Below are 13,036 nucleotides of genomic sequence, written 5' to 3'. Positions count from 1 at the left end.
TAGCAGGCCACCACGCAGGCCCGCGCCGCGCATCAGGCCGAGCAGTCGCCGTGGTCGCCGAGATCCGCGAGATCCGTGCCAAACACCACAACGCCTACAGCGCCCCGCGCATCCATGCCGAACTCCGCTCGCGAGGTCGGAAGATCAACCGCAAGCATGTCACGCGCCTGATGCGCGTCAAACAGATGGAGCTGTCGGCACACGCCCAGTTCACGATCGAGACCGGCGTCCCGGTCTACTTCGCCGACCCGCACAGTCCCTGGCAGCGCGGCACCAACGAGAACACGAACGGCCTGTTGCGCCAATACTTCCCGAAGGGCACTGACCTTTCCCGGTGGGTGGCGGAGGACATCGAGGCGGTCGCTGCCACCCTCAACAGCCGCCCTCGCAAGAGCCTCGGTTGGAAGACACCCGCCGAAGCTCTCAACGACCATCTACTATCGATCACATAAGCCGGTGTTGCATCCACTGAACCGTTCCGATTCCATCCCGACCCGGGCGGCCTCGTCTCCTGGGGATATGACTATTCGGGCGACGAGCACTTCTTCTGGCCGTGCGCCCCGGAGCCGGATCGTTGGAAGGTCGTCACCAACATCAACGGAGCCAACCCCGAGGTCTTCGACGGATCGTTCACCGACTTCGTTCTCTCGTTCGTCAAGCGCCTGCGCGACGTGGATCCGCATCACGGCATCGATCCGGACGCCTTGGAGTTCCCTGAGCAGGAGGATCTCGACGAACTGACAGCGCTCGGTGAGATCGGTCCGGTCAACCCGAGCTTCGAGCCGTTCTGATCTGTCTCAGGCGGCCCAGTTCCCGCGGGAGAAGTCGCTGCGGGCCTTCGAGTTCGACGCCAACCCAAACATCGACGCAGCCGTCATCCACACCCTCGCCACCTGCGGTCGGCGACGAACCCGGTTCAAGGGGACGGCCGGCCCGGAACGCGTTGCGGTCGGCCGGATCGAGGGGGATGTCCCCACCTTCCCGGGGTGGGCGGTAGCGGTGGGGTAGCGCGGCGGGCCAGGGCACAGGCGCGGTCGCGGAAGCGGCGATCGGTGAGTCGGCCAACGGCAACGCCCTATGGCTCGGCCCTGGTATCACGTTGGGCGCCCACTATCTGGTGATGACCTATTGCGGCCGTCGTCCGCCGGTACCGGAGTCCTCTTCGCAGCCGTCAACGAGTGCTCGTGCCCAGGACATCCAGAGCACCCTTCAGTCCGGAGAAGCAGGCGTGCTCGTGCCGGCATGGGGACCGTAGGGTCGAGCGCAGTTGCCGAGCCCGACCCTGGGCTTGTCGAAATACCGCGGCCGGCCGTCGGTCGAGATGTCACGGCCAGCCGTCGCCGACGGGCCCGCCTTTCACGGGAGGGCGGGCCCGCCCGCGTTCAGGGCCGGTGCCGTACGAAGCTGAGGTAGGCGAACCCCTCGCCCGCGCGTGGCGCCCGGGTCCAGGACCGGGTGGTGAAGGTACGCAGCCTGCCTTGGGTCAGCGCGAAGCGGGGAAGCGAGAGCCCGAGTTCGGTCTGCATCGCCTCCAACACACGCAGTTCACAGTCCAGTTCACTGTCCTCCGGGCGGAACAACCGTGCGGGGTCCAGGGCCTCGGGTATCTCGCCGGAGCGCTGGATCTCCGTACCCCGCACGGTGAACGCGTAGAGTTCCTCGCCCTGTTCGGCCACCGACAGGTGGAACGCGGCCGGATGGCCGCCCAGGGACGAGCTCCTCGGGTCGCTCCACACCACCACCGCGCGGCCGGATGAGGAGGCTGCCGCAGCGGGGGAAAGGAACAGCTTGCTCAGGTGGCGGTGGGAGTGGCCGTCGAAGGCGAAGGCCCACCCGTCTGCGGTGCGGCCGACGGCCACCACAGCCCGGTCCTCCCAGAGTTCCACGCCCTCTCGCTCGTGGGGCTTGGGTGCCTGCCACGACGCCATGCGCGGATCCGTGGGCGCGCTAAGTTCGGCGCTCTCCTCGCCGATCAGCGCGGGCAGGCGGGCGGGGTCTATCCCCTCGACCCAGACACAGCGGTACCCGTCGAGCGGCTGCCCGTTCGCCGCAGGCTCCGTCAGCCAGGCGAGGCCCGGCGGGTCGAGATCGGGCACCCGCTCGGGAGCGGGTCCCGTCTCCCCGGCGCGCGGTGTCGCGAGGATTTCCCGCCCACGCTCCGGGGTGATCAGCGGACCCAGGACCGGATCGGCGAGCAGGCCGATCGGGGCGATCAGCAAGGGCCCGGGCGCCTCCCACAGTGGAAGCGCGTCCCGCAGCACCCGCCACGCGGCGTCGGTCGCCCCCCAGCGGGCCGCGTTCCGGGCCTCGGCGACGGCCCGGCCCCATGGACCCGGGGGCGCGTAGCGGTGGGTGCCGTCCCGCATCGTGCTCAGTACGACCTCGGCGGTCTTCCGGGCGGCTCCGCGAGCGGTCATCATCCTCAGCCAGTGGTCGTCCCCGCCCAGCCGCCATCCGCTGCGTGCCAGCTCCATGGCTTCCACGGGCAGAATCTCGGGCAAGTAGCGCCGGTCGGCGACCAGGTAGCCGTAACCCCGGGGGCTGCGCGGCGCCAGCAGATGCCGGAGCTGGTTCAGCAGGTCGGCACTCCGTGGCCGTCCGAAGGACAGCGCCTCCTCGAGCAGGGGCAGGGCCTCCTCGTACCGTCCGCGCAGGGCCAGCAGGCGGCCCTCCTCCACATGGGCGTCCTGGGCGCGCGTGGTCGCGTTCAGGAAGTCGGGCCTCTGCACCCGGTCGCCGTGGAAGCTGCGGTACATCGCCTCCATGTACGCGCGGAACGACGGGTAACGGTCCGGCAGTTCACCGCTCCAGCCCTTGTAGACGTACAGTGCCCACTCGCCGTCCTGGTCGCTGTCGCCCGGGTCGAGCAGGGCGTACGACATGTCGGAGTCCGTCTCCAGCCGTAGCGCCCGCTGCCACATCCCGGCCAGCAGGCTGTCCTCCTCACGCGGGTTGTCGCCCAGATTCTGCTCATAAAGCGAGGTCATGTCGTGCGGATCCTGGAACCAGTCGATGTCCGCAGCGCCGCCGAGCTGATAGATCCCGGCCGTCTGTTCCACGTGCCACCCGTCGCTCACGGCCAGGAACTCCCGGTACGAGGGCGGCAGCCGCCGCCCCAGCCGCTGCTCGGCCGCGACGATCGCCGCCTCGTCCGCCCCGGGCCTGCCCAGGGGGACGACGGTCTGCCCGCCGTCCTCGTCCTCGTCCTCGTTCACGCGCGGAACCCACTCTTCCTGCCAACGTCCCAGAAACGCATGCCAGTTGAAAGACTCGTCGCTCATGGCCGGATGGTGTCATCCGGCACCGACAACGGCGCCCCGCCCCTTCCCCGGCGTAGGACGATCCCGCTCGCAGGCTTCTCCTCGACCAGCTGCAGCGAATACATCAACGCCTTCGCGGCGACCGGGTCGTCCATGACGCCTGCCGCCTCCCACACAGCGCCTTCCGCAGTGGCGGGAACATCCGGCGCCAGTGGTTGGAGTACGACGACCGCGGCACCGTGCGCACCCGAACCCTGCAGCGGGCCTCGTTCGCGGCCGCCTCGGCCGCCGGCGCCTTCAGCGCCTCCCCCGACTACTTTCTTGGACGACGCCGGCGGCTCCGACGTGTGGATGGTCGCCGAGAACGGCCGGGTGATCCGTCGGTACGCCGCCGAGGGCGACGCCGTATGGGAGGGCGACCCGCTGCCGTGGGAGACCCTCGCGGTCGACGACCCTGACTTCGACCCCGAGTACGACGAAGCCCCGTCCAACGCGGGCACCACGGGCGCCCGGTCCGCCTGCGGGTACCTCTCGGTCGACCCCGGCGAGGTCGGCCCGGACACGCAGGTGCGCGGCCACGGCTGGCTGGCCCTCACCGCACCCGGCGTCGGCCACGGCGCGTTCCCCGGGACGCTCCGCCTCTGAGGCTCACCGCCGGCGGTCCCGGGACCAGCCCGGCCGCCGCTCCCCTCGACGCCTCCGGAGCCCCCGGGCCCCGAACCCTGACTCGCGGCCCGCGCCCAGTCGCGTCACGCCGGCCCATACGCCGGCCGACCTGCGATCAAGCGTGGGCCCGTTGCGCCCCAGCAGCGCAACGGGGCCGTCCCGCTGCCCTGCTGACCGCAGCCGGCCGCACATCAACGAGCGGCCCCGTCCTCGGCTGCGACCTCCTCCAGCAGGTCCGCGACACCGAGCACACCTTGTACGCGAAGGACCGTGACCACAGCTCCGCCCCGGTCCGAGGCGGGGACTCGTCCCTTCTCCGGCGCCGGCACGAGCTGGGCGTAGTCCCCGCGTCGGCCGGGGGTGACGATCAGGGACAGCGGTCGGCAGCGCCCGTCGGCGCTCAGGTGGATATTGCTGGTGAAGCCGCCCCGCGAGAAGAGGAAGCGGTTCGGGTGGTCGTCCGCCTTGGGATCGGCCCGGGCGAGGCGTGCTCGTCCGGTTCGCCTGCGATACCCCATCTACAGTCGGATGATCTTATAGTCGCGATTGCTGATGTGTTGTCAGCCGCCGCCTGACCTGCGGCGTAACAACTACCACGGGGGAAGACCCATCATGAAGCGTGCGCTCGCATGCCTCGGCGCCCTGACCGCTCTCACCGCCGGCCTCGTCATCAACAGCCCGTCGGCCCAGGCCGCTTCTGGGTGCAACACCACAACCAAGCACTACGACACGCACGGTTACTACACCGACGTCCCGACCGTTGGACTTCGCGGTACGAACTTCTGTACGCTGCGCCGCGGTGCGTCGGGCGACGCCGTTTACGTGCTCCAAGTCACCTTGAACTACTGCTACGGCAAGGACACCGGCGGCTTCGACGGTGTCTTCGGCGCAAAGACGGAGTCGGCGCTGAAGCAGGTCCAGAGTTCCCTGCACCTCTCCGCCGACGGTGTCTACGGCCCCAACACCCGTGACGCCCTGGAATGGCAGTGGCGCGCGATGAACGGCTCCCAGCTGTGCGACAAGCTCTCCGTGCGCGGCCCGCTGCGCGACTCCTGACACCCCGCCCGGAATCCCGCACGATGGCCCGCCACCAGAGGTGGCGGGCCATCGCCTTGCCTGGGTGCAGTTCAGGCCCGGTTGCGGATGCAGCGGCGTCTACCCTCCCGGTCAGGATGCTGAGCGCGGCGCGTTGTTCCGGCACGTGGGTGATGGACGGATCGGGTCAGTCCCACTGCTCGTCCGCGAGCGAGCTGACCGGCTGCGGCTTGCCGATGACGGCCAGGGCGATGAAGAAGCTGATCTGGCCGATCGCGATGGTGAGGGTGGCCAGCGCCTTCTCGTCGTAGTGCTTGGCCACCTCCGCGTACAGTTCGTCGGAAACGCGCTCCTTGCCGTGCGGCGCGGGCTGGAGGGTGGCCTCCACCAGGGCGAGCGCGGCTCGTTCGGCGTCGCTGAAGTACGGGGCATCCTGCCAGGACGAGACAGCGGTGATGCGCTCCTCCGCCACTCCGGCCTTGCGCAGGAAGCCGGTGTTCAGCACCGTCAGGTAGGTGTTGCCGACGATCTGCCCGGCACGCAGGTGGACGAGGCTCATCGTGGTGCGCGGCACCGAGCGGTTGCCCGTGGCCCGGAAAAGAGCCGCGCTGATGTCGTTCAGCTCCGGCACGAACTCGGCCGGGTTCGGCATCCGGGAGATCGAGGTGTTCGTCATGACTGCACTCCTTCGCATCGGCGTGGTAGGCGACGTCACTGCACTGACGGACCGAATCACCAGGATGTGACAGGGACCCGAAAACTTCTTTTCCCGGCGCGCTCCGGACCCGGTGACGACGCTGGAGGCCAGGCGCCAGGCGACAGCTTCGAGCGAAGGGTCACCTTCCGGCGCCACAGCCAGGCTGAACTCACCGACGAACAACGGCACGCGCAGTGGGTGGAGCGGGAAGGCGCGGACCGGGACCCGGCCGGTGCCGTGCGGAGCGCGGAGCGCGGAGCGCGGATGCAGCGAACAGATCGCCGACGTCGGCGAGACGGACGGAGCCCATGGTCGTGAAGCAGGGCGTGCGGGTCCCGAACACCCGGGCCAGGCGGGGCAAGTTCACGGACGTGCAGCGGGCCGCGCTCGCCCAGCTCGGCATCGAATGGACACACAAAACCATCCATACATCCGATCCATTGCTCCGGATTCACCAACACGGAGGCCGTATCCTCTACCTGAAACCCCGTACAGCCCGTTGACAGCGCCAAGCGTTGACTGTCAGGTTGACCCCATTCATCGGATGTCTCAGTCTCCCCGCGGGCATGCTCGCGGCTGGACGGATACCGGAGCGGTCATGAAATGCATGGCGTCGACGCGTAAGATCCTCGGTTCTTTACTCGCATTCGGACTGGTCGGCGCGGGAGCGCTGGGTGTGGCGGCAAGTCCGGCTCGGGCCGCCACCGCATCGGTGCTGTGGGCAGCGCCGGACGGCCACGGTGCGGCGTGCACATCGAGGAACCCCTGTTCCCTGACCACCGCGCAGGCCGAAGTACGCGCTGTTGAGCACGGCCGGACCCCGGTGAGCCCCAGGGTCGAACTCCTCGGCGGCACGTACCGGTTGAGCAAGACGTGGAAGTTCGGCGCGGAGGACTCCGGCAGCCCCGGGCGCCCCGTGGTGTGGGAGGCTGCGCCCGGCGCCCACCCGGTCATCTCCGGCGCCTCCAGGGTCACCGGCTGGCACGAGGTGGGAAGTACCGGTGTGTGGGCCGCACACGTGCCTCACGGCAGCGCCACCCGTCAGCTCTACGTGGCCGACAGGCAAGCCCCCATCGCCCAGGCCACCCCGGCGGCCCTGCACTTCACGGGCAACTGGGCCGGGTCGGCCACAGGGTACGACCTGTCCAACGACGCCGCGGCCCTGGCCTGGTTCGCACGGCTCACGCCCGCGCAACTGGCGCAGGTCGAGTTCGACTATCCCGCGGGCAACGGCGCGTGGACCGACTCCAAGTGCGGGGTCGCACGGCTGTCCGGCAGCACGCTGGTCATGGACCAGCCCTGCTGGACCAACGTCACCGACATCGCGCCGTTCAGCCAGGGCACCGGCGGCCTGCCGTCGATGTCCACCTCACAGCTGCCGGCCACGGTCCAGGGCGCCCGCAGTCTTCTGACGAGCGGTCAGTGGTCCCTGGACAGCTCCACCGACACGCTCTACTACACGCCCAAGAGCGGTCAGCGGATCACCGGCCTGGACGTCGAACTGCCCCGGCTGGAGAAGCTGGTGCAAGGTGCCGGCAGCCTGGCCAAACCCCTGCACGACATCACCTTCGCGGGCCTCCAGTTCTCGTACGCCACCTGGAACGCACCCTCGTCACCGGCGGGCTTCGCCGACGTACAGAGCAATCTGCACAGGACCGGCGCCAACAACCAGGGGCTGTGCTCCTTCTCCGCCCCCGCCGGCAGCTGCCCGTGGGGCGCACTCACCCAGCCCCTCGCGAACGTCGCCTTCACCGGGGCCAGTCATGTCAGGGTCACCGGCAACCGATTCGTCAACCTCGGGGGCGCCGGCCTGAGTTTCATGTACGGGGGATCGCACAACGTCATCGACGGCAACGAGTTCACCGGGATCGCCTCCACCGCGCTGTCGCTCGGCTGCACGTACGACCCTACTCCCACTGCCGTCCCGGCCTCGGTGATCAAGGACAATTGCACCCCTGACACGAAGACCGTGCAGGCGGACCACGTCGGGACGAACGAGATCCTGGATCACACCACGGTCTCGAACAACGTGATACACGCCGCAGGCACGGACTACCGCTCGGCCTGCGGCATCACGCTGTTGTTCAGCCGCCACACCACGATCACGCACAACGAGCTCTACGACCTGCCGTACACCGGGATCACCGCGGGTGTCATCCAGGGCCACGTCGACGATGCCGACCATCCGCAGAACTCGACCAACATCAACGCCGACAACACGATCAGCAACAACCTGATCTTCAACGTCATGCAGGTCCTCGACGACGGCGGCGCGATCTACATGGAGGGCCACCAGGCGCAGTACGTGTACCAGGCCGACGGCACCATCGACACGACGGCCACCCTGGCCCACGGCCTGCACGTCACCGGCAACGTCGTCTACAACGACGGCTCGCGCTTCAACGCGTTCTACGACGACGCCGGTTCGGAGTGGATCAGCTTCAGCGGCAACGTCGAGTTCCACCCGCTGGCAGCACTCGGTGCCCAGGGCGGCTGCTCGGCCACCGGCCACTTCTGGGTGACCGGCAACTACTTCTCCGACCCCGCGGGCAGCTACTTCTGCACACTGCCGATCGACTCCCACGTCAACGACAACACCACCATCCCCGCGTCCCCGGGCCCGGGTGACATCCCCCTCTCTCTCCTCGCCCATGCGGGCGTCGCCGACGGGCACCGGTCGCCGGCGGGCGACCTCCCCCTCCAAGCGAGCTACATCTCCGCGCCCACGCCCGTCGCTGCCGGCTCCTCGACCGAACGGGTTCTCATCGCCGGTGCCGGCTTCTCGCGCAGCACCCCGGTGTACTTCGGCGACCGGCGCGCGACCGAAGTCCAGTGGATCTCCTCCGGCTTCCTGATCGCCACGGTACCTACCGGAGCCGACGGCACGGACGTCACCGTCGGCACCTACGTACCCCGTCCGGTCATCACCGCCCCCACGGGCGGCACCACCGGCCTGACGGACACCTTCACGGTGCGCGGCACAGCGGTGGCCGGCCACGCCGTCGCGGTCACCGACAGCACGAACCAAGCAGGCTGCACGGCAACCGCTGCACCCGACGGCACCTGGTCGTGCACGCTCACCGACTCCTCCCCCGGCCAGCAGACCCTGACCGCCACACAGTCCGACAAGAACGGAGCCACGTCGAAGCCGTCAGCAGCCGTCCTGGTCTACGTGGGCACCCCGCCGGCCGCAGCACGCCTCAACGACACCGATCCTTCGATCGTCTACAACACCTGGGACTACCTGGGAAGCCGAGGCTACGGCGACCACGACGACGACGTGCACTACGCGACGACCGACGGCAGCAGCATCACGTACACGTTCATCGGCACCGGGATCAAGACGTTCGGTGAGGAGTTCACCGACCAGGGCAACATCGGCGTGTCGATCGACGGCAGACCCGCCACCGTCGTCGACACCGTGCCTGCCGACGGAGCGCGCCACACCGATGTCGCCGTCTACACCAGCGCCACCCTCACCGCCGGCGTCCACACCATTGTGGTGACCAAGCTCTCGGGCACCTACGCCACCTTCGACGGCTTCGAAATCGACAACCCCACCACCCGGTAACCACTCAACGCGCCACCCACGAGCGGGGCTCACGACCCCCTGGAACCCGGGTACGACGGCAGGCCTCCGTGCGGTGGAAGGACCCCACCGCACGGAGGCTGCCCCGCCTTTCCTCAGCTCAGCGCCTCATGCCCGCACCTTGGTGTCCGTTTCCAGGACTTGGCAGGGGGCGATGGGCGGGCACTGTGTGCCAGTGTCGCCAGGAAGCCCACGCGGGCGGGGCGGCCGGGGCCGCACGCCAGCCGGCGGGCTGGTTCCGGAGCTCGTGCCCCGGAACCAGCCCGCCGCCGTCAGCGCCTGCCGTGTCTCACTTGCCGAAGCCGTAGGCGAACAGGTGGTCGGTGCCCGTGGAGCCCGTCACCGGAAGCGTGATCGACGCCACCTGCTTGGATGCGTCGAGTGGGACCTTCGTGGCAAAGACGTAGGTCTTCACGTTGTCCCGGCCTCCGCTCGCGGTGTTGCGGTAGGCCGTCGTGATGGCCGTCGTGTCACCCGGAAGCGGCTTGCTCCCACCTCCGTTGAGCGTCCAGTCCGAGAAACCGACTGTCGCCTGGGAGGTGGTGCCGTCGGTGTAGGTGACGGTCAGCGTGCCCGAGACCCCGCTGCCGTCGGTCGGCGCGTTGACCGCCGCGCCCAGCAGGCCCAGCGACGCACCCGACGTACCGGCCGGCATCGGGATGGTCTGGCCGGCCATCTCCAGGTTGTCCAGTTGACCGGACGTCACCGTCGGCCAGGTGTAGGAGATGCCGTCGGCCGTGACGGTGGAGCCGCTCGTGACACCCGCCGCCGACAGCGCGTTGTGCGAGTACGCCCAACCGCCGCCGTCGAAACCGACCGAGAAGCCGGCGCCGTCGGGATAGATGCCCTCGTTGGTGTCGTAGGGCCACAGCGCACCGGCCTTGGCCACGGCCACGCGGAGGGTCGCAGCGCTCAGCGCCGCGCCGCTTGCGTGGTCGGTCAGCGCAAAAGTGACCGGGAACGTTCCCTCAGTCGAGCCCGCCGTCACATGGACCTTCGCCTCGGCGCTTCCCGAAGCGGGCACCGGCACCGAGCCGGACGCCGTGTCCAGCGTGATGCCGGAGGGCGCCGTCGCCTTCCAGTCGACCGTGACGGCCTTGCTGCCGAGGTTGGTCAGATTCAGTGTGCCGTCACCGGATCCGCCCGGCTGGAGGACGAGGCCATCGCTGGAGGGGCCGGTCGCGGCAAGCACCCGGTCGCCGCCCGTGGTGTCCGACGGCGGTACCGCGGACGGGTCGGACGCCCAGGACTTGTCGGGCTGGGTGCCGAGCGTGAAGTCGAGCGTGCCCGCGCCCTCGAACTGCTGGTACGTAAGCCAGGAGGTCTTCCACTCCTTGCCCTTGACGTCCAGCGACTGTACGTACGGCGCGTCGGGCGCGGCCTGTGGTGCCTTGATCTGCACCGCCTTGCCGCCTGCGAAGGCCACCTTGGCAATCGGGAACGCCGGGCTGCCGAGCACCAGGGTGTCCGTGCCCGGGGTCTCCGGGTACATGCCGAGCGCGGACCAGACGTACCAGGAGCTCATCGCGCCGAGGTCGTCGTTGCCGAACGAGCCGACCGGAGCGTTGAAGTACAGGTTCTGCTGGGCTTTGCGGACGGCTGCCTGGGTCTTCCACGGCTGGCCCGTGTAGTCGTATTCCCAGGGGATCTCCACGCTGGGCTCGTTGCTCAGGTCGGCGTCGGTGTTGCCGGGGTGCGTGATGTTGTCGAGCAGGCTGTCCAGGAAGGACGAGTACGCCTGGTCACCGCCGCGCGCCTGGATGAGCTGCCGCAGGTTGAACGGGACCATCGGCGTGTACTGGGCCGACGTGCCCTCCACGAAGCCGTTGGAGGTACCCGGGGTGAAACCGCCCGCGAACTGGCCGCTCTTGTTCTTGCCCTGCATGTAGCCGGTCTGCGGGTCGAAGACGTTCATCCAGTCCTGTGCGCGAGTGGCGAACTTCTTGTAGACGGCCGTCCTGCCCAGCGACTTCGCGAAGGCGGCGACGGCGTAGTCGGCGGAGTCGTACTCCAGTTGGGTGGAGACGGGGCCGTAGAAGTTGCAGCAGCCGTAGTCGTTCTCGTCCAGCGGGAGGTAGCCCTTCGCGTCCCGCACCGACTCGCCGGGGCGGTCGTTGTTCGGGACGGCGGCCTCGTGCTGCAGGGCGGCGAGCGCCTTGCTCGTGTCGAAGCCCCGAGCCCCGAAGGCGTATGCGTCGGCGATGATGCCGGCGGCCGGGTCACCGACCATCACGTAGCTCTCGCCGTTGTTCGAGGCCCACTTGGGCAACAGGCCCGTCTGGTCGAACCCGTTGAGCATGGAGGTGACGACGTCGCTGGTGACCTTGGGCTCGACCATGGCCATGAGCTGGGTCTGGGAGCGGTAGGTGTCCCATCCCGAGTAGTTGGCGTACTGGGCCTGTTGCCCCTTGGCCAGCTTGTGGATCTGGTTGTCCATGCCCATGTACTGGCCGTTGTCGTCCGAGAAGACGTTCGGGTGCAGCAGCGCGTGGTAGAGAGCGCTGTAGAACTGCACCTGCTGGTCCGAGGAGCCTCCGCCGATCCGGATCTTGTTCAGCACCGCGTTCCAGGCGTCATGGTTCGCCTGCTCGACGGCGTCGAAGTCCCAATTCTTGATCTCGGTGGTGAGATTGCCCGCCGCTCCTGCGTCACTCGTGTATGAGATGCCGACCTTCGCGCGCACCGTCGGGTTGGAGGAAGTGTCGAAGGTCAGGTACATGCCGTTCGCACCTGTCGTCGGGGGCTCGACGGCCGTGCCCGCCGAGGTCTTGCCGGCGGCGGACGCCTGGGGCACAGTGCCGGTGCTCGGTGCCGGAGACGGGCTGACGGAGGGCGTGCCGCTGCCGCTCCCGTGCACGGTCGGGGACGGCGCCGCGGGAACGGTGAAGTGCTTCTCCTTGAGCGGTTTCGACGGGTGCGCCTGTAGAGCCTGCTGCCGGACCTTGCCCGCCTTGAGCGATGTCGCGCTGGGGTTGATGGTGCTGCCGACCCAGGTGCCACTCGCGGTGAACGGCTGGTCGAACTTGATGTCGAAGTGCAGCGTGTAGCGGTTGCTCGCGCCGCAGAAGTGACCGCTGTCGATCGCGCCGCTGATCTCCTTCTTGTTCACCACCCGGACACGGGTCCCGTCCACCTGCGTGGCGCCACCGCTGAGCTTGAACAGCAGGTTCGCCTGCCGGCCCGCGGGGAAGGTGAAGGTGCCCAGCCCGGCACGAGTGGCGTCGGTCAACTGGGTCTTGACCCCGTTCGCGTCGGTCACCTTGTAGTAGCCGATGCCCGCCTTCTCGTCGTCGTGGCTGAAGCCGACAGACGCATCGCCGAGGCTGCCGGACAGCGCGCCGGTGACCGGCAGGACGGGCAGGTCGCCGGCGACGCCGCAGCCGGGTCCTGAGACGTGGGTGAGACTGAAGCCGGAGATCTTGTTGTCGTTGTACTCGTAGCCGCCGCCCGAGGGGCGGTCGGGTGTCGTGTCGGGACCCCACTGCACCATGCCGGCGGGCATGTCGGGGCCGGGGAAGGTGTCCACCGCACCGGAGGTACCGATGAGCGGGTTGACGAGGGACGCGGGGTCCTTCACGAAGGCCGGCGTTGTGGCACTCGCGGCATGGGCGCCCCCGATCGCGGGGAGCGGGAGCACGGCCATGCCCATGACGGACACCACGGCCAGGCGTTGACGGAATCTCTTTCGGTTGAGTGGCGCAGCTGAACCTCGGGGTCGGACCATCGGTTGCCTCCGCAGCGATACGCGCTTCGCACATGAGGTGCTGGCGTGCCGAAAAACGAGGAACG

Annotated in this window: 8 protein-coding genes and 3 pseudogenes; 6 read left to right on the top strand and 5 right to left on the bottom strand. The window is 68.8% G+C overall.

Annotated features, from left to right (window positions below; genetic code table 11):
* Window positions 1–50: 50 nt before the first annotated feature.
* The 3 pseudogenes from ACIPSA_RS48295 to ACIPSA_RS48285 form a co-directional block, all read left to right on the top strand.
* Window positions 51–176 (top strand): annotated as a pseudogene (locus ACIPSA_RS48295) (IS3 family transposase); the annotation flags it as partial.
* Window positions 177–188: 12 nt separating this feature from the next.
* Window positions 189–452 (top strand): annotated as a pseudogene (locus tag ACIPSA_RS48290) (IS30 family transposase); the annotation flags it as partial.
* Window positions 453–798: 346 nt separating this feature from the next.
* Window positions 799–897, top strand: a pseudogene (locus ACIPSA_RS48285) (AAA family ATPase); the annotation flags it as partial.
* Window positions 898–1,382: 485 nt separating this feature from the next.
* Here ACIPSA_RS48285 and ACIPSA_RS48280 read toward each other — a convergent pair.
* Together ACIPSA_RS48280 and ACIPSA_RS48275 are read right to left on the bottom strand one after the other, a co-directional pair.
* Entirely contained in the window at window positions 1,383–3,281 is a 1,899-nt protein-coding gene (locus ACIPSA_RS48280) for an SMI1/KNR4 family protein (RefSeq protein ID WP_402647873.1), read from the bottom strand.
* On the bottom strand, window positions 3,278–3,415 hold the full coding sequence (locus ACIPSA_RS48275; protein ID WP_402647870.1) for a hypothetical protein: 138 nt from the start codon (window positions 3,413–3,415) through the stop codon (window positions 3,278–3,280). Before ACIPSA_RS48275 ends, ACIPSA_RS48280 begins: the two co-directional genes overlap by 4 nt.
* A 166-nt stretch (window positions 3,416–3,581) precedes the next feature.
* Between ACIPSA_RS48275 and ACIPSA_RS48270 the strand changes: the two genes are divergently transcribed.
* Entirely contained in the window at window positions 3,582–3,905 is a 324-nt protein-coding gene (locus ACIPSA_RS48270; RefSeq protein WP_402647868.1) for a hypothetical protein, read from the top strand.
* Window positions 3,906–4,117: 212 nt separating this feature from the next.
* On the opposite strand, the gene ACIPSA_RS48265 is transcribed toward ACIPSA_RS48270, so the two are convergent.
* Window positions 4,118–4,444 (bottom strand): hypothetical protein, encoded by a 327-nt coding sequence (locus tag ACIPSA_RS48265; RefSeq protein ID WP_402647865.1) that lies wholly within the window; start codon window positions 4,442–4,444, stop codon window positions 4,118–4,120.
* A gap of 94 nt (window positions 4,445–4,538) precedes the next feature.
* On the opposite strand from ACIPSA_RS48265, the gene ACIPSA_RS48260 reads away from it, so the two are divergent.
* Window positions 4,539–4,982 carry a peptidoglycan-binding protein gene (locus ACIPSA_RS48260; protein ID WP_402647863.1) on the top strand — a complete coding sequence of 148 codons (444 nt, stop codon included), beginning with the start codon at window positions 4,539–4,541 and terminating at the stop codon, window positions 4,980–4,982.
* Window positions 4,983–5,148: 166 nt separating this feature from the next.
* On the opposite strand, the gene ACIPSA_RS48255 is transcribed toward ACIPSA_RS48260, so the two are convergent.
* Window positions 5,149–5,637, bottom strand: coding sequence for a carboxymuconolactone decarboxylase family protein (locus ACIPSA_RS48255; RefSeq protein WP_402647861.1), 489 nt, complete (start codon window positions 5,635–5,637; stop codon window positions 5,149–5,151).
* A gap of 628 nt (window positions 5,638–6,265) precedes the next feature.
* Between ACIPSA_RS48255 and ACIPSA_RS48250 the strand changes: the two genes are divergently transcribed.
* On the top strand, window positions 6,266–9,229 hold the full coding sequence (locus ACIPSA_RS48250; protein ID WP_402647858.1) for an Ig-like domain-containing protein: 2,964 nt from the start codon (window positions 6,266–6,268) through the stop codon (window positions 9,227–9,229).
* 307 nt (window positions 9,230–9,536) lie between these two features.
* Here the strand turns inward: ACIPSA_RS48250 and ACIPSA_RS48245 are convergent, their stop codons facing one another.
* A complete protein-coding gene (locus ACIPSA_RS48245; protein ID WP_402647855.1) occupies window positions 9,537–12,896 on the bottom strand; it encodes a GH92 family glycosyl hydrolase in 3,360 nt (1,119 codons plus the stop codon).
* Window positions 12,897–13,036: the final 140 nt, after the last annotated feature.

Origin of the sequence: Streptomyces sp. NPDC086549, from assembly GCF_044746205.1 — a bacterium.
Taxonomy (GTDB): Bacteria; Actinomycetota; Actinomycetes; order Streptomycetales; family Streptomycetaceae; genus Streptomyces.
Note: the sequence above shows the minus strand (reverse complement) of the source record. Positions and strands in the feature narration are given on the sequence as shown.

Bases quoted from the DNA above. Each gene is read 5' to 3' on its own strand.
- ACIPSA_RS48280 (WP_402647873.1), bottom strand. From the start codon at position 3,281: ATGAGCGACGAGTCTTTCAACTGGCATGCGTTTCTGGGACGTTGGCAG.
- ACIPSA_RS48275 (WP_402647870.1), bottom strand. From the start codon at position 3,415: ATGGACGACCCGGTCGCCGCGAAGGCGTTGATGTATTCGCTGCAGCTG.
- ACIPSA_RS48265 (WP_402647865.1), bottom strand. From the start codon at position 4,444: ATGGGGTATCGCAGGCGAACCGGACGAGCACGCCTCGCCCGGGCCGAT.
- ACIPSA_RS48260 (WP_402647863.1), top strand. From the start codon at position 4,539: ATGAAGCGTGCGCTCGCATGCCTCGGCGCCCTGACCGCTCTCACCGCC.
- ACIPSA_RS48255 (WP_402647861.1), bottom strand. From the start codon at position 5,637: ATGACGAACACCTCGATCTCCCGGATGCCGAACCCGGCCGAGTTCGTG.
- ACIPSA_RS48250 (WP_402647858.1), top strand. From the start codon at position 6,266: ATGGCGTCGACGCGTAAGATCCTCGGTTCTTTACTCGCATTCGGACTG.
- ACIPSA_RS48245 (WP_402647855.1), bottom strand. From the start codon at position 12,896: ATGGGCATGGCCGTGCTCCCGCTCCCCGCGATCGGGGGCGCCCATGCC.